9 protein-coding genes are annotated in these 23235 nt (G+C 68.2%); 5 read left to right on the top strand and 4 right to left on the bottom strand.

Translation table 11 applies throughout. The annotated features are described in order from the left end of the window. Nucleotides 1-155 precede the first annotated feature (155 nt). Complete coding sequence (locus tag L6D77_RS20375) at nucleotides 156-13100, top strand: non-ribosomal peptide synthetase (RefSeq protein ID WP_232883859.1); 12945 nt, start codon at nucleotides 156-158, stop codon at nucleotides 13098-13100. A 133-nt stretch (nucleotides 13101-13233) separates the two neighbouring features. On the opposite strand, the gene dsbG is transcribed toward L6D77_RS20375, so the two are convergent. From dsbG to dsbD, 3 genes are read right to left on the bottom strand one after another with little or no spacing between them, the layout of a single operon-like run. After that, nucleotides 13234-13992: a thiol:disulfide interchange protein DsbG gene (gene dsbG / locus L6D77_RS20370; RefSeq protein ID WP_232883860.1), complete on the bottom strand. Its 759-nt coding sequence runs from the start codon at nucleotides 13990-13992 to the stop codon at nucleotides 13234-13236. 1 nt (nucleotide 13993) lies between these two features. Beyond that, nucleotides 13994-14824, bottom strand: a complete 831-nt coding sequence (locus tag L6D77_RS20365) for a TlpA family protein disulfide reductase (RefSeq protein WP_232883861.1) — start codon at nucleotides 14822-14824, stop codon at nucleotides 13994-13996. Continuing rightward, entirely contained in the window at nucleotides 14824-16536 is a 1713-nt protein-coding gene (gene dsbD, locus L6D77_RS20360) for a protein-disulfide reductase DsbD (RefSeq protein WP_232883862.1), read from the bottom strand. Before dsbD ends, L6D77_RS20365 begins: the two co-directional genes overlap by 1 nt. Before the next feature lie 165 nt (nucleotides 16537-16701). On the opposite strand from dsbD, the gene L6D77_RS20355 reads away from it, so the two are divergent. From L6D77_RS20355 to L6D77_RS20345, 3 genes are all read left to right on the top strand, one after another. After that, entirely contained in the window at nucleotides 16702-17385 is a 684-nt protein-coding gene (locus L6D77_RS20355) for a response regulator (protein WP_236170116.1), read from the top strand. Then, the gene (locus tag L6D77_RS20350; RefSeq protein WP_236170115.1) at nucleotides 17382-18704 is read left to right on the top strand and encodes an ATP-binding protein; all 1323 of its coding nucleotides are present in this window, start codon (nucleotides 17382-17384) and stop codon (nucleotides 18702-18704) included. The genes L6D77_RS20355 and L6D77_RS20350 overlap by 4 nt, the downstream gene beginning before the upstream one ends. Nucleotides 18705-18989: 285 nt before the next feature. Then, nucleotides 18990-20390: an aspartate aminotransferase family protein gene (locus L6D77_RS20345; protein WP_232883865.1), complete on the top strand. Its 1401-nt coding sequence runs from the start codon at nucleotides 18990-18992 to the stop codon at nucleotides 20388-20390. A 49-nt stretch (nucleotides 20391-20439) separates the two neighbouring features. On the opposite strand, the gene L6D77_RS20340 is transcribed toward L6D77_RS20345, so the two are convergent. After that, nucleotides 20440-21372 (bottom strand): siderophore-interacting protein, encoded by a 933-nt coding sequence (locus tag L6D77_RS20340; protein ID WP_232883866.1) that lies wholly within the window; start codon nucleotides 21370-21372, stop codon nucleotides 20440-20442. Nucleotides 21373-21496: 124 nt separating this feature from the next. Here L6D77_RS20340 and pvdP point away from each other — a divergent pair, with 124 nt between their 5' ends. Further along, the gene (gene pvdP / locus L6D77_RS20335) at nucleotides 21497-23119 is read left to right on the top strand and encodes a pyoverdine maturation tyrosinase PvdP (RefSeq protein ID WP_232883867.1); all 1623 of its coding nucleotides are present in this window, start codon (nucleotides 21497-21499) and stop codon (nucleotides 23117-23119) included. Nucleotides 23120-23235 lie beyond the last annotated feature (116 nt).

Genomic DNA, 23235 nt, shown 5'->3' with positions numbered 1-23235 from the left:
CGCAGGCCCCAGCACCTCTGCCTGCAGCCCGGCGGGGCTAATTTCTTCCCCTGTCCATCCGTTCCCCTGTGTACATCCGGCTGCCCAGCGCTGCCCGCCAAGCTGGCGTGGCACAGCCTCGGCACGACTCAACCAGACACTGGCAGGAACACTCCATGACGGACGCCTTCGAACTCCCGCACTCGCTGGTCCAGGCCCTGGCGCAACGCGCCGAGCAGACCCCGGAGCGCATCGCCTTGCGCTTTCTGGCCGATGCGCCAGGCGAGCAGGCGGTGCTCAGCTACCGGGACCTCGACCACCGCGCGCGCGCCATTGCCGCCGCGTTGCAGGCCCGTGCCGGATTCGGTGAGCGTGCCGTGCTGCTGTTCCCCAGCGGCCCGGACTACGTTGCGGCGTTCTTCGGCTGCCTGTATGCCGGGGTGATCGCGGTGCCGGCCTACCCGCCGGAGTCTGCCCGCCAGCACCACCAGGAACGGCTGCTGTCGATCATCGACGACGCCCAGCCGCGCCTGCTGCTGACGGTAGAGGCGCTGTGTGACAGCTTGCAGGGCCTGGAAGCGCTGGTCGGGGACAATGCCCCGCTCCTGCTGGCCGTGGACAGTCTCGACCCACAGTTGGCCGAACAGTGGCGTGAACCTGCGCTGTCCCATGACGATATCGCCTTCCTGCAGTACACCTCCGGCTCCACCGCGCTGCCCAAGGGCGTGCAGGTCAGCCACGGCAACCTGGTGGCCAACGAACAGCTGATCCGCCAGGGCTTCGGCATCGACCTGAACCCCGACGATGTGATCGTCAGCTGGCTGCCGCTGTACCACGACATGGGCCTGATCGGCGGCCTGCTGCAACCTATCTTCAGCGGCGTGCCCTGCGTGCTGATGTCGCCGGGTTACTTCCTCGCCCGGCCGCAGCGTTGGCTGCAGGCCATCAGCGAGTACGGCGGCACCATCAGCGGCGGTCCGGACTTCGCCTACCGCCTGTGCAGCGAGCGGGTCAGCGAGGCCGCCCTGGCCGGGCTCGACCTCAGCCGCTGGCGCGTGGCCTATTCCGGCTCCGAGCCGATCCGCCAGGACAGCCTCGACACCTTCGCCGAAAAATTTACCCGCTGCGGCTTCCAGGCCAGCAGCTTCTTCGCCAGCTATGGCCTGGCCGAGGCCACCCTGTTCGTCAGCGGCAGCCGCCGTGGCCAGGGCATCGGCGCATTGGAACTGGACGCCGAGGCCTTCGCCGCCAACCGCGCCGTGCCGGGTCAGGGCAGTGTGCTGATGAGCTGCGGCTACCCGCAGCCAGGCCACGCCGTGTGCATCGTCGAACCGCAGCAGATGCAGGTGCTGGGCGACAACCAGGTCGGCGAGATCTGGGCCGGCGGCCCGAGCATCGCCCTGGGCTACTGGCGCAACCCCGAAGCCAGCGCCCGCACCTTCGTCGAGAGGGATGGCCAGACCTGGCTGCGCACCGGCGACCTGGGCTTCATGCGCGACGGCGAAGTGTTCGTCACCGGCCGGCTGAAAGACATGCTCATCGTCCGTGGCCAGAACCTCTACCCGCAGGATCTGGAAAAGACCCTGGAGCGTGAAGTGGACGTGCTGCGCAAAGGCCGGGTGGCGGTGTTCGCCGTCGACGACCAGGGCGAGGAGGGCATCGGCGTGGCGGTGGAGATCAGCCGCAACGTGCAGAAGGCGCACACGCCCGAGGCACTGATCAACACCCTGCGCCGAGTGATCGCCGACGCCTGCCGCCAGGCCCCGGCGGTGGTGCTGCTGCTCAACCCCGGCGCCTTGCCCAAGACCTCCAGCGGCAAGCTGCAGCGCTCGGCCTGCCGCCTGCGCATGAACGACGGCAGCCTGGATTGCTACGCACGCTTCCCGTCTGTCGCAGCGCAGCACAGCGCAGACGTCGCGGGCAGTGACCTGCCGGCACGCATCGCGGGTATCTGGCGCGAGCTGCTCAAGGTCGAGGCCGTGGCGGCGGATGATCACTTCCTGCTGCTGGGCGGCAACTCCATCGCCGCCACCCAGGTGACCGCGCGCCTTGGCGACGAACTGGGTATCCAGCTGAACCTGCGCACCCTGTTCGAAGCACCGACCCTGGCCGAGTACAGCGCTGCCGTGGCGGCCATCATCGCCGAAGGTGCCAGCGCCGCCGGCACCATCGCCACCCAGGGCCGCGATCAAGCCCTGCCACAGTCGCTGGCGCAGAACCGCCTGTGGCTGCTGTGGCAACTGGAGCCTGCGTCCGCCGCCTACAACATCCCCGCCGGCCTGCACCTGCGCGGCGAGCTGGACCAGGCCGCGCTGCAGGCCAGCTTCCAGGCCCTGGTGGCCCGCCACGAATCCCTGCGTACGCTGTTCGACGAGGTCGATGGCCAGGCCGTGCAGCGCATCCTGCCGAGCCTTGCGTTCAGCCTCCAGCACTGCGACCTCGAAGGGCTGGAGCCCGCCGAAGTGGCCGCGCGCCGCGAAGACGAAGCGCAGCGGCCGTTCGACCTGCGCCAGGGCCCGCTGCTGCGGGTGACCCTTGCCCGCCTTGACGACGAAGAGCACCAGCTGTGGGTGACCCTGCACCACATCGTCGCCGACGGTTGGTCGCTGAATATCCTGCTCGACGAGTTCGCCCGCCTGTACGCAGCACAAGGCCAGGTAGCGTTGCCCGAATTGCCGCTGGGTTACGCCGACTACGGCACCTGGCAGCGCCAGTGGCTGGCCGACGGCGAAAGCGCCCGCCAGCTCGATTACTGGAAGAACGCCCTGGGCGATGAGCTGCCGGTGCTCGACCTGTGCACCGACCAGCCCCGCGCCAGCCAGCAGCACAACCGCGCCGCGCGTCACAGCCTGAAGGTGTCGACCAAACTCGCCGCTGCCCTCAAGGACCTGGCCCGCGACCAGCAGGCCAGCCTGTTCATGGTGCTGCTGGCCGGCTGGCAGGCGCTGCTGCACCGCTACAGCGGCCAAAGTGATATCCGCGTCGGCGTGCCCAACGCCAACCGCCCGCGCCTGGAAACCCAGGGCATGGTCGGCTTCTTCATCAACACCCAGGTGCTGCGTGCCGAACTCGATGGCCGCCTGCCGTTCGCGCAACTGCTGACCCAGGTGCGCCAGGCCACTCTCGACGCCCAGGCCCATCAGGACCTGCCGTTCGAACAACTGGTCGAGGCGCTGCCCCAGGCGCGCGAGCAGGGCCTGTTCCAGGCCATGTTCAACCATCAGCAGCGCGACCTTTCGGCGCTGCGCCGTTTGCCCGGCCTGTTGGCCGAGGAACTGCCGTGGCACAGCCGCGAGGCCAAGTTCGACTTGCAACTGCACAGCGAGGAGGACCACCAGGGCCGCCTGACCCTGGCCTTCGACTACGCCGCCGGGTTGTTCGAGGCGGCCACCGTCAAGCGCCTGGCCAACCATCTGCTGGCGCTGTTCGAACAAGTCTGTGCCCAGCCGCACCTGGCGGTGGGTGAGGTGCAACTGCTCGATGAACCGAGCCGCACACAACTGCTGAACTGGGGCCAGGCTCCGGCCGCGCAGCCACAACAGCTGCTGGTCGAGCAGCTCAACGAACAGGCCCGACTGACCCCCGAGCGCACCGCGCTGGTGTGGGACGGCGGCCAGCTCGCTTACGCTGAGCTGCACCAGCAGGCCAACCGCCTGGCCCACTACCTGCGCGACAAGGGCGTCGGCCCGGACACCTGCGTGGCCATCGCCCTCGAGCGCTCGCCGCAACTGCTGGTGGGCCTGCTGGCCATCCTCAAGGCCGGCGGTGCCTATGTGCCGCTGGACGTCGATTACCCGGCCGAACGCCTGGCCTACATGCTCAAGGATTGCAACGCCGGCCTGCTGCTCAGCCACAGTGGCCTGCTGCAAACCCTGCCGCAGGTTGACGGCGTGAGTGCCATCGCCCTCGACCAGCTGCACCTGGACAGCTGGCCGAGCCAGGCCCCGGGCCTGCACCTGCACGGCGACAACCTCGCCTACGTGATCTACACCTCCGGCTCCACCGGCCAGCCCAAGGGTGTGGGCAACACCCATGGCGCCCTGGCCGAGCGCCTGCAGTGGATGCAGCAGGCCTACGCGCTGGGTGAAAACGACGTGCTGATGCAGAAGGCGCCGATCAGCTTCGACGTGTCGGTGTGGGAGTGCTTCTGGCCGTTGATCACTGGCTGCAAGCTGGTACTGGCCGGCCCCGGCGAGCACCGCGACCCGCAGCGCATTGCCCAGCTGATCCAGCAGCACAGCGTGACCACGCTGCACTTCGTGCCGCCGCTGCTGCAGGTGTTCGTGCAAGAGCCGTTGGCGGCTGGCTGCACCAGCCTGCGCCGACTGTTCTCCGGCGGCGAGGCGCTGAGCGCGGCCCTGCGCGACCGCGTGCTGCAGCTACTGCCCCAGGTGCAGCTGCACAACCGCTATGGCCCGACCGAAACCGCGATCAACGTTACCCACTGGCACTGCCAGGCCAGCGACGGTGAGCGCTCGCCGATCGGCCGCCCGCTGGGCAACGTGCTGTGCCGGGTGCTGGACGATGAATTCGAATTGACCCCGCCAGGCGTACCGGGCGAGCTGTGCCTGGGTGGCGCGGGCCTTGCCCGTGGCTACCTTGGCCGCCCCGGCCTGACCGCCGAGCGCTTCGTGCCACAGCCGGACGGTGAGGGCGCACGCCTGTACCGCAGCGGCGACCGTGCCCGCTGGCACGTGCGCAGCGAATCCCTGGAGTACCTCGGGCGCCTCGACCAGCAGGTCAAGGTGCGCGGCTTCCGCGTCGAACCGGAAGAAGTGCAGGCGGTATTGCTGGCGCAACCGGGCGTGGAACAGGCATTGGTGCTGATCCACAAGGACGCCGTCGGCGCCCAGCTGGTCGGCTACTACAGCGGCATCGAACAGACCGCCAGCGTGCTTGCCGCACTGGCCGAGCGCCTGCCGGCCTACATGGTGCCGGCGCAACTCATCCACCTGGCACAGATGCCTATCGGCCCAAGCGGCAAGGTGGACCGCAAGGCACTGCCAGCGCCGGTGTGGCAGCAGCGTGAACACGTCGAGCCACAAACCGAACTGCAACAGCAGGTGGCCGCGATCTGGCGCGAAGTGCTGAACCTGCCGCAGGTGGGCCTGCACGACGACTTCTTCGCCCTCGGCGGCCACTCGCTGCTGGCCACCCAGATCGTCTCGCGCAGCCGCCAGGCGCTGGACGTCGAACTGCCGCTCAAGGCCCTGTTCGAGGCCAGCGAGCTGGGCGCGTTCTGCGCCGAGATCGCCCGCCTGCGCGACAACGGCGAGCGCAACCTGCAAGGCACCATCGCCCGGGTCGACCGCCGCCGGGCCGTGCCGCTGTCGTACTCGCAGCAGCGCATGTGGATCCTTTGGCAGATGGAACCGGACAGTCCGGCCTACAACGTCGGTGGCATGGCCCGCTTCAAGGGCGTGCTGCACGTGGACGCCTTCGAGCGCGCCCTGCAGGCGCTGATCGTGCGCCACGAAACCCTGCGCACTACCTTCCCGAGCATCGACGGCAAGGCTTACCAGTGCGTGGACGACGACAGCCACCTGCAACTGCAATGGCACGATTTCAGTGCCTTGCCCGACGATGCCCGCCAACAACGCCTGCAGCAACTGGCTGACGACCAGGCGCACCAGCCGTTCGACCTGGAACGCGGCCCGCTGCTGCGTGCCTGCCTGGTCAAGGCCGGCGAGCGCGAGCACTACTTCGTGCTGACCCTGCACCACATCGTCACCGAAGGCTGGGCCATGGACATCTTCGCCCGCGAACTGGGCGAGCTTTACGAAGCCTTCGTCGACGAGCGCGAATCGCCGCTGGCGCCGCTGCCGGTGCAGTACCTCGACTACAGCGTGTGGCAGCGCCAGTGGCTGGAAAGCGGCGAGGGCGCGCGCCAGCTGGCTTACTGGAAAGAGCGCCTGGGCGACGAGCACCCGGTGCTGGCCTTGCCGGCCGACCGCCCGCGCCCGGCGGTGCAGAGCCACCGCGGCGAGCTGTACCGTTTCGACCTCGACCCGGCACTGGTCAAGCGCGTGCATGCCTTCAACGGCCAACGCGGCCTGACGATGTTCATGACCATGACCGCCACCCTGGCCGCCCTGCTGCACCGCTACAGCGGCCAGCGCGACCTGCGCATCGGCGCACCGGTGGCCAACCGCATCCGCCCGGAAAGCGAAGGGCTGATCGGCGCCTTCCTCAATACGCAGGTGCTGCGCTGCGAGGTGGACGGGCAGATGAGCGCCAACGCGCTGCTCGACCAGGTGCGCACCGCCATCATCGATGGCCAGTCGCACCAGGACCTGCCGTTCGACCAGCTGGTCGAAGCGCTGCAGCCGCCGCGTTCGAGCGCCTACAACCCGCTGTTCCAGGTGATGTGCAACGTGCAGCGCTGGGCCTTCCAGCAAAGCCGGGAACTGGTGGGCATGCAGGTGGACTACCTGCTGAACGATGCCAGCGCCACCAAGTTCGACCTGTACCTGGAAGTCACCGACCTCGATGGCCGCCTGGGCTGCTGCTTCACCTACAGCCGCGACCTGTTCGATGAACCGCGCATCGCGCGCATGGCCGAACACTGGCAGCAGTTGCTGGCAGCGCTGCTGGACAACCCGGCGCAGCGCCTGTGCGAACTGCCGATGCTGGCCGAGGCCGAGCAGCAGGTGCTGGTGGGCCAGTTGCAGGGGCAGCAGGACTTCGAGCTGAACCAGACGCTCCATGGCCTGTTTGCGGCCCAGGCTGAACGCACCCCCGACGCGCTGGCGCTGACCTTCGCAGGCCAGCACCTGAGCTACGCCGAACTCGACCAGCAGGCCAACCGCCTGGCCCGCGCCCTGCGCGAGCGCGGTGTCGGCCCGCAGGTGCGGGTGGGCCTGGCGCTGGAGCGTTCGCTGGAAATGGTGGTGGGCCTCTTGGCCATCCTCAAGGCCGGTGGCGCCTATGTGCCGCTGGACCCGGAATACCCGCTCGACCGCCTGCGCTACATGATCGAAGACAGCCGCCTGGGCGTGCTGATCGGCCAGCGCAGCCTGCTTGAAACCTTGGGCGAGTTGCCCGCCGGGGTGGTCAGCTGGAACCTGGAGGACGATGCCGCGCGCTTGTCCGCCTACAGCGACGCGCCGCTGGACAACCTCAACCTGCCGCAGCACCAGGCCTACCTGATCTACACCTCCGGCTCCACCGGCAAGCCCAAGGGCGTGGTGGTCAGCCATGGCGAGATCGCCATGCACTGCCAGGCGGTGATCGCCGAGTTCGGCATGCGCAGCGACGACTGCGAGCTGCACTTCTACTCGATCAACTTCGACGCCGCCAGCGAACGCCTGCTGACGCCGCTGCTGTGCGGTGCCCGCGTGGTGCTGCGTGCCCAGGGCCAATGGGGCGCCGAAGAGATCTGCCAGCTGGTGCGCGAGCAGCAGGTGAGCATCCTCGGCTTTACCCCGAGCTACGGCAGCCAGCTGGCCCAGTACCTGGCCGGGCAGGGCGAGCAGTTGCCGGTCCGCCTGGTGATCACCGGCGGCGAGGCATTGACCGGCGAGCACCTGCAACGCATTCGCCAGGCGTTCGCCCCGCAGCAGTTCTTCAACGCCTACGGCCCGACCGAAACCGTGGTGATGCCGCTGGCCTGCCTGGCCCCGGACGAGATGCCCGGCGACGCCGGCAGTGTGCCGATTGGCCGGGTGATCGGTGCCCGTACCGCGTACATCCTCGACGAGGACCTGGCGTTGCTGCCGCAAGGCGGTATCGGTGAGCTGTACGTCGGCGGCGCGGGCCTGGCCCAGGGTTACCACGACCGCCCGGGCCTGAGCGCCGAGCGCTTCGTCGCCGACCCGTTCTGCCATGACGGCGGGCGCCTGTACCGCACCGGCGACCTGGTGCGCCTGCGCGCCGATGGCCTGGTGGAGTACGTCGGCCGTGCCGACCAGCAAGTGAAGATCCGCGGTTTCCGCATCGAGCTGGGTGAGATCGAAAGCCGCCTGCAGGAACACACGGATGTCGACGAGGCCGTGGTCCTGGCCCTCGACCTGCCGGGCGGCAAGCAGCTGGTGGGTTACCTGGTGTGCAAACAGGCCAGCGCCGACGGCGAGGCCCAGGCCGCGCTGCGCGAAGCGGTCAAGGCCGATGCCCGCCAGCACCTGCCGGACTACATGGTGCCTGCGCACCTGGTGCTGCTCGACAGCCTGCCGCTGATGGGCAACGGCAAGCTCGACCGCCGTGCGCTGCCGGCGCCGGACCTTGAGCAGGCGCGCCAGCACTACCAGGCCCCGGCCAACGAGCTGGAAACGCAACTGGCGCAGATCTGGCGTGATGTGCTCAACGTTTCGCGCATCGGCGTGCAGGACAACTTCTTCGAGCTGGGCGGCGACTCGATCCTGTCGATCCAGGTGGTCAGCCGCGCCCGCCAGCTGGGCCTGCAGTTCACCCCGCGCGACCTGTTCCAGCACCAGACCATCCAGACCCTGGCCGCGGTAGTCACCCGCAGCGAAGCACCGAGCGACATCGAGCAAGGCCCGCGCCAGGGGCGCAGCGGCCTGACGCCGATCCAGCACTGGTTCTTCGACAGCGAAGTGCCGCAACCCCAGCACTGGAACCAGGCCGTGCTGCTCGAAGCACGCCAGCCGCTGCAGGCGGAAAAACTGGAACAGGCCCTGGCCGCGTTGGTGGCGCACCACGACAGCCTGCGCCTGCGCTTCAGCCAGGCCCAGGGCCGCTGGCAGGGCGAATACGCCCAGCCGCACAACCAGCCGCTGCTGTGGACCGCTACCGTGGCCGACTTCAACGACTGCCAGGCGTTGTACAGCGACGTACAGCGCAGCCTCGACCTTGAGCAGGGCCCGCTGCTGCGCGCCTTGCTGGTCAGCAACGGGCAGGGCGCCCAGCGCCTGCTGTTGGCGATCCACCACCTGGTGGTCGATGGTGTGTCCTGGCGTGTGCTGCTCGAAGACCTGCAAGCGCTGTATCGCGGGCAAACCCTGACCGCCAAGACCCACGCCGTGGGCGACTGGGCCGCGCGCCTGGCCAGCTACGCCGGCAGCGATTCACTGCGCGACGAGCTGGGCTGGTGGGAAAACCAGCTGGGCAACGCGCGCCACGAGCTGCCTTGCGATCACCCCCAGGGCGGCAACCTGCACCGCCATGCCCAGAGCCTTGCCATCGAACTCGATGTCGAGCAGACCCGCCAGTTGCTGCAACAAGCGCCGGCGGCCTACCACACCCAGGTCAACGACCTGTTGCTGACCGCGCTGGCGCGCACCCTGTGCCGCTGGAGCGGTGACGAGCAGGTGCTGGTGCAGCTTGAGGGCCATGGCCGCGACGGCCTGTTCGAAGACATGGACCTGACCCGCAGCGTCGGCTGGTTCACCAACGCCTACCCGCTCAGCCTGAGCCCGGACATGGCCGAAGGCGAGGTGGCCCGCGCAGCATCGATCAAGCGCATCAAGGAGCAACTGCGCCAGGTGCCGCACAAAGGCCAGGGCTATGGCGTGCTGCGCTACCTGGCCGATGACGCCGGCCGTGAGCGCATGGCGGCGCTGCCCCAGGCACGCATCACCTTCAACTACCTCGGCCAGTTCGACCAGCAGTTCGACCAGGCCGCGCTGTTCCAGCCACTGGATGCGCCGGCAGGCCTGGCCCAGGACCTGGACGCGTCGCTGCCGAACTGGCTGAGTGTGGATGGCCAGGTGTACGGCGGTGCCCTGCAACTGCGCTGGAGCTTCAGCGCCGAGCGTTACGACGAGGCCACCATCGCCACCTTGGCCGAGGCCTATCGCCAGGAACTGCTGGCGCTGGTCGGCCACTGCCTGGCCGATGGCAACGGCAGCTTCACCCCGTCGGACTTCCCCCTGGCGCAACTGACCCAGGAGCAGATCGACGCACTGCCGGTGCCCGCCGCGCAGATCGAGGACGTGTACCCGCTGACCCCGATGCAGGAAGGCCTGCTGCTGCACACCCTGCTGGAGCCGGGCACCGGCCTGTACTACATGCAGGACCGCTACCGCATCAACAGTGCCCTCGACCCCGAGCGCTTCGCCCAGGCCTGGCAGGCCGTGGTCGCCCGCCACGAAGCGCTGCGCGCCTCGTTCAGCTGGAACGCCGGCGAAGCGATGCTGCAGATCATCCACAAGGCCGGCAACACGCCGGTGGACTACCAGGACTGGCGCGGCCTCGACGACGACGCCCAGGAACAGCGCCTGCAAACCCTGCACAAGCAGGAACGCGAGGCCGGCTTCGAGCTGCTGCGCGAGGCGCCGTTCCACCTGCGCCTGGTGCGCGTGGCCGATGAGCGCTACTGGTTCATGATGAGCAACCACCACATCCTGATCGATGCCTGGTGCCGTTCGCTGTTGATGAACGACTTCTTCGAGCTCTACCAGGCCCTCGGTGAAGGCCGCCAGGCCCAGCTGCCGGTGCCGCCGCGCTACCGCGACTACATCGGCTGGCTGCAACGCCAGGACCTGGGCGAGGCGCGCCAGTGGTGGCAGGCCAACCTGGCCGGTTTTGAACGTGCCACGGCAATCCCCAGTGACCGCCCGCTGCGCCATGATCATGCCGGTGACGGCATGGTGGTCGGCGACTGCTACACCCGCCTGGACGTCACCGAAGGTGCCCGCCTGCGCGAACTGGCCCAGGCCCACCAGCTGACGGTCAACACCTTCGCCCAGGCGGCCTGGGCCCTGACCCTGGCCCGCTGCAGCGGCGAGCGCGACGTGGTGTTCGGCGTGACCGTGGCCGGGCGCCCGGTGAGCCTGCCGCAGATGCAGCGCACGGTCGGCCTGTTCATCAACAGCATTGCCCTGCGCGTGCAGTTGCCGCAGCCGGGTGAGCGCCGCAGCGTGCGCCAGTGGTTGCAAGGCTTGCTCGACCGCAACATGCAGCTGCGCGAGTACGAATACCTGCCGCTGGTGGCGATCCAGGAGTGCAGCGAACTGCCCAAGGGCCAGCCGCTGTTCGACAGCCTGTTCGTGTTCGAGAACGCCCCGGTGGAAACCGCCGTGCTCGACCATGCCCAGCACCTGAACGCCAGCTCCGACTCGGGCCGTACCCACACCAACTTCCCGCTGACCGCGGTGTGCTACCCGGGCGACGACCTGGGCCTGCACCTGTCGTTCGACCAGCGTTACTTCGACTACCCAAGCGTCGAGCGCCTGCTGGGCGAGTTCAAGCGCCTGCTGCTGGCGTTGGTGGACGGTTTCGAAGGTGAGGTGGGTGAACTGCCGCTGCTCGGCGCGGATGAACAGCGCTTCCTGCTGGACGACTGCAACCGCACCGAGCACGCCTATGCCCTGGAGCAGAGCTACGTCGCGCAGTTCGAGGCACGGGTTGCTGCGCATCCACAGCGCACCGTCGCCCGTTGCCTGGAGGCGTCGTTCGACTACGCGGGGCTGAACCTGGCGGCCAACCGCCTGGGCCACGCCCTGGTCGCGGCCGGTGTGGCCATTGACCAGCCGGTGGCCTTGCTGGCCGAGCGTGGCCTGGCGCTGCTGGGCATGATCGTCGGCAGCTTCAAGGCCGGTGCCGGCTACCTGCCGCTGGACCCAGGCCTGCCGTCGGCACGCCTGCAACGCATCGTCGAACTGAGCCGTACGCCAGTGCTGGTGTGCAGCGCGGCCTGCGCCGAACAGGCGCGCCAGTTGCTCGACGAAGTGGCCGGCGCGGTCCGGCCGAAACTGCTGGTGTGGGAAGAGGTGCAGGCGAGCAACGTGGCCAGCCACAACCCGGGCATCCACAGTGCGCCGGACAACCTCGCCTATGTGATCTACACCTCCGGCTCTACCGGCCTGCCCAAGGGCGTGATGGTCGAGCAGCGCGGCATGCTCAACAACCAGCTGAGCAAGGTGCCGTACCTGGTGCTGGACGAGCGGGATGTGATCGCCCAGACCGCGTCGCAGAGCTTCGATATCTCGGTCTGGCAGTTCCTCGCCGCGCCGTTGTTCGGCGCCACGGTGGAGATCGTGCCGAACGCCATCGCCCATGATCCGCAAGGCTTGCTGGCCCATGTGCAGGCCACCGGCATCACCGTGCTGGAAAGCGTGCCGTCGCTAATCCAGGGCATGCTGGCCAACGATCACCAGGCGCTGGACGGCCTGCGCTGGATGCTGCCGACCGGCGAGGCGATGCCGCCGGAGCTGGCCGCACAGTGGCTGCAGCGTTACCCGGCCATCGGCCTGGTCAACGCCTATGGCCCGGCGGAGTGCTCGGATGACGTGGCGTTCTTCCGCGTCGATCTCGAATCGACCCAGGGCAGTTACCTGCCGATCGGCACGCCGACCGACAACAACCGCCTGTACCTGCTGGGCGAGGACCAGGCACTGGTGCCGCTGGGTGCCGTGGGTGAGCTGTGCGTCGCCGGTACCGGGGTGGGCCGCGGTTACGTGGGGGACCCGCTGCGCACCGCCCAGGCCTTCATCCCGCATCCGTTCGGTGCCCCGGGCGAACGCCTGTACCGCACCGGTGACCTGGCGCGTCGTCGCCCGGACGGGGTGCTGGAATATGTCGGCCGTATCGACCACCAGGTGAAGATCCGCGGCTACCGCATCGAGCTGGGCGAGATCGAGGCGCGCCTGCACGAACAGCCCGAGCTGCGCGATGCCGCCGTGGGTGTGCAGGAAGGCGTCAACGGCAAGCACCTGGTCGGCTACCTGGTGGCCCATCAAGGTGTCGAGGCCGATGCCGCGCTGCTCGACCAGCTCAAGCAACGCCTGCGTGCCGAGCTGCCGGAGTACATGGTGCCGCTGCACTGGGGCTGGTTCGGCAGCCTGCCGCACAATGCCAACGGCAAGCTCGACCGCAAGGCGCTGCCGGCCATCGATATCGGCGGCCAGCACAGCCAGGACTACCTGGCGCCGCGCAGCGAGCTGGAAGAGACCCTGGCCGGCATCTGGGCCGACGTGCTCAAGGCCGAGCGGGTAGGGGTGCGCGACAACTTCTTCGAGTTGGGCGGGCATTCGCTGCTGGCCACGCAGATCGCCTCGCGGGTGCAGAAAGCGTTGTCGCTCAACGTGCCGCTGCGGGCGATGTTCGAGTGCAGCACGGTGGAGGAGTTGGCGGCTTACGTGCAGGGGCTGCAGGGCAGTGCGCTGGATGAGGACAAGGTGGATCGGTTGAGTGATCTGATGGCGGAGCTGGAGGCGCTCTGACTTAGTCGGGAAATCCGCGTTGGCCCCTTCGCGGGTGAACCCGCTCCCACAGGTACACCGCAATCTTCAATCCAGCGGCGTATCTGTGGGAGCGGGTTTACCCGCGAAGGGGCCGGCACAGGACTGCGACCATTCAACGCTTGCCGAGGATCTTGCCCAGCATCTCCGGCCGTGGCGCCCCTTGCTGGCTCTGCAACTGCCCATTCTCATCCTGGAAGAAAATCGCCGGCGTCGCTGCCAGCCCCAGCTCTTCCATCAACGCCTGGTTGCCCTCGAGCTTCTTCTGCACCGCTTCCGGCACTTTCTCCAGCGCCTTGAGCGTGCTCGCCTTGCCCGCCGACTCATGGGCCAGCAAGGCCTTGCTTGGGTCCTTGGCGGCGAGCAGGGCGGCGGACTTGCCCGGGCTGTCCTCGCGGATGATGCCGACCATGATATGGCGCAGTTGCACCTTGCCCGACTCGACCCACGGCCGGGCCTGCTGCCAGAACATGTTGCAGTACGGGCAGTTGGGGTCGCTGAACAGGTAGACGATACGCGGTGCGTCGGCCTTGCCGTCGGCAATCCAGGCGGTCTTTTCCATCTTTGCCCAGATCGCCTTGCTCATTGGGGCGTACACCAGTTTCTCCAGCGGCTCGGCGCTGAGGTCCTTGCCTTGCTCGTCGAACAGGCTGCCGACCAGCACGTGCTTGCCGTCGGGCGTGAGGTACAGGGCGATGCCGTTGTTCTGGTACTCGGCGGCGTAGCCGCGCAGGCCATTGGGGGCATCGAAGCTGCCTTTGATCACCGCGCCCTTGGCTTGCAGTTGCTGGATCGCCTTGGGCAGTTCTTCTGCCTGCAGCGCGGGGGCGGCCAGCAGGGCGAGGGTGAGGGGCAGCAGGGCATTCAAGCGCATGTCAGTTTCCTTGTGGGGCGGGCGCGTCGGCGCGGTCGAAGGGTTCCAGGGCGTGGCGCAGGCTGGCCCGCGACAGCTCGCCCAGGTGGCTGCCGACCAGCCGCCCTTCGGCGTTGTAGAACAGGGTGGTGGGCAGGGCCATGGAGCCGACCTTGCGTGCCAGCTCGCCGGTGCCGTCGAACAGCACGTGGGACAGCATCAGGCCGGTGGTGGCCATGAAGGTGCTGACGTTTTCGGGCGTTTCGCCCTGGTTGACGAACAGGAAGGTCACGTGGGGGTAGTCGTGCTGAGCCTGCTGCAGCACCGGCATTTCGCGGCGGCACGGCGGGCACCAGGTAGCCCAGATATTGATCACCAGCGGGCGCCCACGGTAATCGTGCAGCGCCACTGCCTGGCCGCGGTTGTCGCGCAGGGTCAACTGCGGCAATTCGGTGCCTTTGCTGTACAGGTGGCTGCCCAGGCCGCCCAGCACCCAGAACAGGGCGCCGCTGGCCAGCGCCCAACCCAGTGGGCGGCGCAGGCCGGGGCGGCGCCAGCCTTGCCAGAGTGCACCCAGCACGATGCCGAACAGGCCGCCCCAGAGCAGGAAGCCACCGTCACGGATATCGATGACTTGCAGCGGTTCGTCGCGGTACATCGGCCAGTAGGCCAGGACGAAGCCCAGGCGGGCGCATAGCAAGCCCAGCAAAAACACATTGAACAACGCCGACTCGGGGTTCTCGCCACCGCGCTTGGCCACGCGCCAGCCGACCAGGCAGGCAATGCCCAGCGCAGCGAGCAACAGCAAGTGGTTCAGGGCCATGGTCAATGGCCCGAGGGTGACGGTCAGCATCAGCCTTGGCTCCTGGTCTGGGCCCAGTGTTGCAGGAAGCCTGCGGCGTCGATTTCGCCGGTGATTCGCCGGGCGCGGCGTTCATCGCCTTCCGGGCCGACCCAGATCAGGCTGGGCGGGCCTGGCACCTGGTAGCGCTGCAGCAGTTCGCGGCTGGCCGGCGTGTCGGCGGTGACATCCAGGCGCAGCAGGTGCACGCCGTCGAGGCTGGCCAGTACATCGGCACGGCCGAACACCTGTTTCTCCATGACCTTGCACGACACGCACCAGTCGGCATAGTAGTCCACCAGCACCCACTGGCCACGGGCCTTGGCGGCATCGAGTTCGCGCTGCAGGTCGGCGGGGTTTTTGACCGTGACGAAGGCGTCATGGGCGCTGGCCTGGGCGGCGCTATTGGCCGTGCCCGCGAAGGGCTGCAGCGGCTGCCACAGGTTGCTGCCACCCGCTGCCGCACCGACCAACAGCAGGCCACCCCACAGGGCGCCCAGCAGCGGCACCGCGCGCAGGGCTGGCAAACGGTGCAGGGCCGGCCAGGCGGCCCAGCCCAGGGCGATCAGCCACGCGCCGGCCAGGGCCAGCAGCAAGGGCTCGGCCAGCAGGGTGCGTACGGTGTAAAGGGCCATGGCCAGGAACACGAAGCCGAACAGGCCCTTGACCAGGTTCATCCAGGCGCCCGGGCGTGGCAGGTAGCGATTACCCAGGGTCACCAGCAACAGCAGCGGCACGCCCATGCCCAGCCCCAGGCTGAACAGCACCAGCGCACCGTGCAGCACATCGCCGCTCTGGGCGATGTACAGCAGCGCGCCCGCCAATGGCGCGGTCATGCACGGGCCCATCAGCAACCCCGACAAGGCGCCGAGCAGTGCCGCGCCATACAGATTGCCGCCGCGGGTGCCTTGCCCGGCGCGGTCCAGGCGATCACGCAGGGCCGCCGGCAACTGCAGCTCGAAGGCCCCGAACATCGGCAGGGCCAGCAGCACGAACAGCGCCGCCAGGCTGCCCAGCAGCCAAGGCTGCTGCAACCAGGCCTGCAGGCTGGCACCCAGCAGCGCGGCGACCACTCCCAGCGCGGCATACACCAGCGCCATGCTCAGTACATACACGCCGGCCAGTACCCAGCCACGGCGGGCGCTGGCGCCATTGCCCATGACCAGGCCGGCGAGGATCGGCAGCATCGGCAGCGAGCAAGGGGTGAAGGCCAGCAGCAGACCCAGGCCGAAGAACGCCAGCAGGCTCCAGGCCAGGGTGCTCTGTTGCAGCGTGCCGGCCAGGGCCTGGTCGCTGGCCTGGTCGGCCGCCGGCGCCTGCGTGCCGCCCAGGGCGATCGGTGTGGTTTGCGGCGGGTAGCACAGCCCGGCGTCGGCGCAGCCTTGCCAGCCCAGGCGCAACTCGCCGCTGGCGTTGGCCGGCAACAGCAGCTCCAGCTCGGTGCGGTACACCGCGCTGTCGCCGAAGAACTCGTCGTGGTGGTTTTCAGCCTGGGGCAATTGCGGGTGCTGCTCGGGCGGCAGGCCGTCGAACTTCAGGCGCTTCTGGTAGAGGTAGTAGCCGTCCTGGATCTGGAAATGCAGGCGCACCTGGCCGTCGGCGAGGCGGTCGTGGGTCAGCACGAAGGCCTGGTTCACCGGCAGGAAATCCGGTTTGGCGGCAAACGGGTTGGCCTGGAGCGGGCCGGCGAGCAGGAATGTCAGGAAGAGCAGGAGCACACGCATGTCGACGCCTTGGCAGAGCTTGGAATGCGGCCATGCTGGCCGGGGGGTATTAACTGAAGGTTAAACCGCGATTGTGGCCACGACGAAATCCCGGGCAAGCGTCATAATCCCCCCTTAATCACCGCCTTGTGCAATACCTGCTTCCCCATCCCAGGAGCCCCCACCATGCACGTTCTGCTCTGCGAGGACGACGACCTGATCGCCAGCGGTATCTGCGCCGGGCTCGCGGCCCAGGGTTTCACCGTCGACCGGGTGGGCAATGCGTCGCAGGCGCGGCAGATGCTCCAGGCTGCACAGTTCGATGTGATGATCCTCGACCTGGGCCTGCCCGACGAGGACGGCCTGAAGCTGCTGCGCCGCCTGCGCCAACAGGGCGAGGCACTGCCGGTGCTGGTGCTGACCGCGCGGGACGCGGTCAGCGACCGGGTCGACGGGCTGCAGGCTGGCGCCGACGACTACCTGCTCAAACCCTTCGACCTGCGCGAATTGGCAGCCCGCCTGCACACCCTGGTGCGTCGGGTGGCGGGGCGGGCGGTGAACGTGATCGAGCATGGCCCGCTGTGTTATGACCCGAGCAGCTGCATGGCGACCCTGGCCGGGCAGCCGGTCGACCTGTCGCGACGCGAGCAGGCGCTGTTGCAGGCGTTGTTGCAGAACCCCGGGCGGGTGCTGTCCAGCGAACAGCTCAAGGACTGCGTCTACGGTTTCAGCGACGAGGTCGAGAGCAACGCCTTGAACGTGCATATCCACCACCTGCGGCGCAAGTTGGGCAATGGCATCGTCGAGACGGTGCGCGGGCTGGGCTATCGGCTGGGGCCGGCGCAGGCGCCGGAGGGGGCTGCATCATGAGCCTGCGGGTGCGGCTGTCGTTGATCCTCGGCAGTGTGTTCATCGTCATCTGGGCCTTGGCGGCGGCGTGGATGCTGCGCGACCTGCGCCAGCAGATGATGTTCTCGCTGGACCAGCGCCTGGTGGCCTCGGCACGTATGGTGGCCGGGCTCGTCGACCAGTTGCCGCAGCCACTGGCGGCCAAGGGCGAGGAGGCGCATTTTGCCGCCGACCAGCTGAGCGTGCCGGATGGCATGGCCTGCCAGGTCAGCTCGCTGCGCGGTGAGGTGCTGGCCAGCAACCACAAGCACGACGGGGCGATGGACGACCAGCGCAGTGGCTTTCGCGACCAGACCATCGAAGGCGCTTCCTGGCGCACCTTCACCTACAACCACGGCGATGTGCGGATCACCACGGCTGACCGCCACCAGGAGCGCGAGGCACTGAACCAGTCGATCCTGCTGGCCGCCTCGGCGCCGGTGTTGATGGCCTTGCTGGGCAGCCTGGGGCTGCTGTGGATCGGCCTGGGCAAGGGCCTGGAACCGCTCAACCGCATGCGCGACGCGTTGCGCAGGCGGCGCGCCGACAGTGTCGAGCCCTTGCAGGTGGCGGGCCTGCCCAGCGAGTTGCAGCCGCTGCTCGACACCCAGAACCAATTGTTCCTGCGCATCGCCCAGACCCTCGAGCGCGAGCGGCGCCTGACCGACGATGCCGCCCACGAATTGCGCAGCCCACTGACCGCAATCAAGACCCACCTGCAGGTGGCCCGCATGACCGACGGCGCGGTACGCGAGCAGGCGCTGGAGCATGCCGAGCAGGGCACCGACCGCATGCACCGCACGCTTGAGCAGTTGTTGATGCTGGCGCGGGTCGAGGGCAGCCTGTCGTTCGACGATGGGGTGCAGTGCAGCGCCGAACAGGTGGCCTTGCAGGCGGTCCAGGACGCAGGCGGTGGTGATAACCGGCGCATTCTGCTGCGCTTGCCGGATGAGGCGGCCAAGGTCTACCTCGGCATGCCCGCGCCCTTGGCGGTGGCGGCACTGCGCAACCTGCTGGACAACGCCCTGCGCCACGGCGGCGATGCAGCGGTGGAGCTGGAAGTGCAGGCGCAGGACGGGCAGGTGGGTTTCATGGTGCGCGACCATGGCCCGGGCATTGCCCAGGAAGACCTCGAACACCTCACCGAACGCTTCTGGCGCAACAGCCAGAGCGGCGGTTGCGGCCTGGGCCTGGCAATCGTCCAGGCCATCGCCCAGCGTTGCGCGGGCAGCCTGCGTTTCGACAGCCAGGCCGATGGGTTGCGGGTGTGGTTGAATGTGCCGGCGCGCTCGGCCAAGTGATCGGCGTTGGCTTCATCGTTGTAGGAGCGGCCTTGTGCCGCGAAAGGGTCGCGCAGCGGCCCCTGGATGTGACAGGCGCTTAGAATGCCGGGGGCGCTGCGCACCCCATCCGCGGCACAAGGCCGCTCCTACAGAGGTAATGCTGGCCGGTACTGCTACAACAAATCCCACGGCAACCGCTAAATCCACACCTCGCCCAAGCGTTTTTCTAGCGATAACAACCCGACACACATCCGGTTACAGGGGCGTGGCGGGCACATTCGCTTGCTTGCGAGGGTTTTTCCGATGTCGACCGCTTCCAGCCTTGCCCAGGTTCTGCCGGCCAACGCGCCGCAGGCCTTGTATGAGTTCACCGACTCACCCCTGCTGCTGCGCCAGCAGCAGCAGGAGTCCAACGCGCGCAGCTACCCGCGGCGCATCCCGCTGGCGCTCAAGCGCGCCCGTGGCCTCTACGTCGAGGACGTCGAGGGCCGCCAGTTCATCGACTGCCTGGCCGGCGCCGGGACCCTGGCGCTGGGCCACAACCACCCGGTTGTGACCGAGGCGATCCAGCGTGTGCTGGCCGATGAGTTGCCGCTGCACACCCTGGACCTGACCACCCCGGTCAAGGACCGTTTCGTCCAGGACCTGTTCGGGGTGCTGCCCGAGGCCCTGCGCAGCGAGGCGAAGATCCAGTTCTGCGGCCCGACCGGTACCGACGCGGTGGAAGCCGCGTTGAAGCTGGTGCGCACTGCTACCGGGCGCAGCACGGTGCTGGCGTTCCAGGGGGCCTACCACGGCATGACCCAGGGCGCGCTGAGCCTGATGGGCAGCCTGGGGCCGAAAAAGCCGCTGGGTGCGTTGCTCAACAGTGGCGTGCAGTTCTTGCCGTACCCCTATGACTACCGTTGCCCGTTCGGCCTGGGCGGCGAGGCGGGCGTGCGCGCCAACCTGCATTACCTGGAAAACCTGCTGAACGACCCCGAGGCCGGCGTAGCGCTGCCGGCGGCGGTGATCGTCGAGGTGGTGCAGGGCGAAGGCGGCGTGATCCCGGCGGATATCGAGTGGCTGCGAGGCTTGCGCCGGATCACCGAGCAGGCCGGCGTGGCGCTGATCGTCGACGAGATCCAGAGCGGTTTTGCCCGTACCGGGCGGATGTTCGCCTTCGAGCACGCGGGTATCGTCCCGGATGTGGTCACGCTGTCCAAAGCCATCGGTGGCAGCCTGCCGCTGGCGGTGATGGTGTACCGCGACTGGCTCGACCAGTGGTTGCCAGGCGCCCATGCCGGCACCTTCCGCGGCAACCAGATGGCCATGGCCGCAGGCTCGGCCGTCATCAACTACCTGGTCGAGCACCGTCTGTGCGAGCACGCCGAAGCCATGGGCCAGCGCCTGCGTGGTCATCTGCAGCGCCTGCAGCAGGATTACCCGCAGCTGGGCGACATTCGTGGCCGTGGCTTGATGCTTGGGGTGGAACTGGTGGATCCGGCCGGCAAACTCGACGCCCAGGGCCATCCGCCGGCCTGTCGTTCCCTGGCGCCGAAGGTGCAACGTGAATGCCTGCGCCGTGGGTTGATCCTCGAACTGGGCGGGCGGCATGGCGCGGTGGTGCGCTTCCTGCCGCCGTTGATCATCAGCGCCGAGCAGATCGACGAAGTGGCCGGGCGTTTTGCCGAAGCGGTGCGGGCGGCGGTTGCTGCACGTTGAAGTGAACCGTGACAACCACTGGGGCCGCGCAATGCGGCCCCAGTGGTTTTCAGTCCAGTACCCGCCCGGCGCGCCAGTAGCCCATCAGCGTCAGGCTTTCACGCGGCAAGCCGCGCGTCTTGATCAGGTGCCGGCGGATGTCCATCACTGCCCCTGATTCACCGGCGATCCAGGCATGGAAACTGTTGCTCTCGCCGCTGGCCTGCTCCCAGAGAATCTGCGTGTCGATGTCGATCTCTTCCAGCCTGCCGGGCGCCGCTGTGCGCACCGCTGGCAGGCTGGCCAGTTCCTGTACGGCATGGCGCATGGCCTGGCCGTGCTCGCTGCGCAGCAGATCACGGGGCAGCCAGTGCAGGCGGGTTGCCGGGCTGTGGCGCAGGGGCAGGCAGTCGTCTTCCAGGGGCACTTCGATGAAGGCTTGCACCGCAAGCTCGGGGGCGGTGTCGGCCAGCTGTTCGAGGATGCCGGCGATGGCCGGCAGGGCGGTTTCGTCGCCCACCAGCAGAATGTGCCGGGCGTTGCGCGGGGGTTTCCATTCATAGCCGCCCGGGTCGCCGGCATAGGCCAGGTTGGGGGCAACCATCTGCAGCCGGTCACCGATGCGGGCGGTGGTCGCCCAGGCCGATGCCGGGCCGTTCACCCCGTGCAGGACGAAGTCCACTTCCACTTCGCAGGCTGCGCGGCGCAGGGCGCGAATGGTGTAGGTGCGCATCGGCGGCGTGTCCTGCGGCGCCAGGTGGCGGCGTGCCTGCTGCCACTGGCCGTCCTTGGGCAGGCTGGGCGCAGCGCCTGCGGGTGTGGGGAAGAACAGCTTGATACGCTGGTCGGGGGCCAGGGTGTTCATCTGGGCCACGTCAGGGCCGCTGAAGACATAGCGGCACAGCGAGGGGCTCAGGGCCACGATGGCCGCAAGCTCGATGTCGAAGATCCGGTAGGCGGTGGCTTTGCTGGGGCGGATCAGGCGGGCAAGCAGGGAGGTCATGGGGGGTACCTCTGGCAACGGGAGATACTCAACAGACGAGCGCCTTGGCCGCTAAATTTAGCCACCCGACATCCGTCCTAGCTTGGATAGAAGCCGCGCCACGCGGCAGACGGATTGAGGCGCAATGACAATTTCTCGACGAGGATTCATCGCAGGCCTGGCGGTAGCGGGCGCTGCCGGCACGGCGGCCTATTACGCGCACCAGGAGCTGACCCACGACCCGCAGGACGACGTGGTCACGCCGGGGGAGGCCAGCGTCGAACTGGCAGACGCCGCCGGGCAGGTGCTGGCAGACTTGCTGCGCGGGGTCTGGGACATCCGCTTTGCCGGCGCCGATGGCGGCCTTGACGGCCTGCCGAAGGAAGGGGTGGAGATGTTCTTCGATGTCGCTACCAAGGGCCGTGGCCTGCGGGGCTTCGTCGATACCGGCGAACGCCTGCGTGGCGACGGCGAGGTGGCCTACCGGGTGCTGGGTGACCTGGTTGGTGCCAGCAGCGCCGAGGTGCGCTGGCGCTTGATAAGCCAGAAGGGTGGCCCGGGCTATGAGTGCGTGGCCAGCCTCGACGAGGTGTGGGGCACCTTTGCCAATGCCGGCCCGGGCAGCCTCAGCGGCCGCATTCAACGCCTGGACCGCCCGCTGACGCTGCCGTTGCAGGACAGCCGCTTCGTCGCGGTCAAGCGCCCGTTCCCCGAAGCACGTGAGCGCCTGCCCTATACCGCGCAGATGCAGGACTGGGTGATCGGCGCCGAGCACCGGCTGTTCCACCAGTTGTGGCACGCGACCCGTGACCAGTGGCACAAGCTTTCGCCGGAGAAACACAACGCGCTGCGCGGCCTGGGCTGGCAGCCCGGCCCGCGTGATCGGGAGCGCGATGCCCGTGGGCCGCGCAAGCACCGCAATGGTTCGGGCATCGATTTCTTGTTCATGCACCGGCACATGCTGATGCATGCCCGCACCCTGCAGGACTTGCCCTCCTGGCAGCGCTTCCCGCTGCCGCAACCGAGCGTGGAGTTCGACCGCGCAGGTTTTGCCCGTTACCACGACAACCACGACGGCCATTGCGTGCCGCCCAGCTGGCAGGCGCCCGAGGACGAGGCCTATGGCCAGTGGGTGGCGGCGATCAAGGCCGGCGAGACGTTCTGCAGCAACTTCCAGGTGTGGGAATCGCAGTACCAGGACCCGCAGTACCTGTCGAAGCTGTCGCTGGGCGCCTTCGGTTCCGAGCTCGAGATGAACCTGCACGACTGGTTGCACATGTGCTGGGCGTCGGTGCCGCGTGACCCGATCAACAGCGCGCCGGTGCCCTTCGCCCGCGACCCGGCGGACTTCGCCGCGCGCTGGTTCGGGCGTGAAAACGATTTTCTCGGCGACCCGTTCTCGTCCCACGTCAACCCTGTGTTCTGGGCCTTCCATGGCTGGATCGACGACCGCATCGACGACTGGTTCCGTGCCCACGAGCGCTACCACCCTGGCCAGGTTCGGCGCCAGCAGGTCAACGGTGTGGCCTGGTTCGCCCCGGGCCGCTGGGTGGAGGTCGATGACCCGTGGCTGGGGCCGGACACCCACGGCTGCAGCACCGAGCCGGGTACGCGCCCGGGCAAGTCGGTGGAGATGGATGTGGAGGTCATGAAGCTGGCCTTGCGCATCACCTTCGGCGAGGACGACAAGATCGGTGGGCTGCTGCGCAAGGTGCCGCAACGGCCCTGGTATGCGCGGCACCTGTCGATGAAGAACATCGCGACTTGAGGGCTTCTGCGCGCGCGTCATCCTGATCGCCGTCCTTTGTAGGAGCGGCCTTGTGCCGCGAAAGGGCCGCGTAGCGGCCCCAGGATTTCGACGTCGATGCCGAAGTAGCCGGGGCC

The sequence above is a fragment of the Pseudomonas parasichuanensis genome, from assembly GCF_021601385.1.
GTDB lineage: Bacteria > Pseudomonadota > Gammaproteobacteria > Pseudomonadales > Pseudomonadaceae > Aquipseudomonas > Aquipseudomonas parasichuanensis.
Note: the sequence above shows the minus strand (reverse complement) of the source record. Positions and strands in the feature narration are given on the sequence as shown.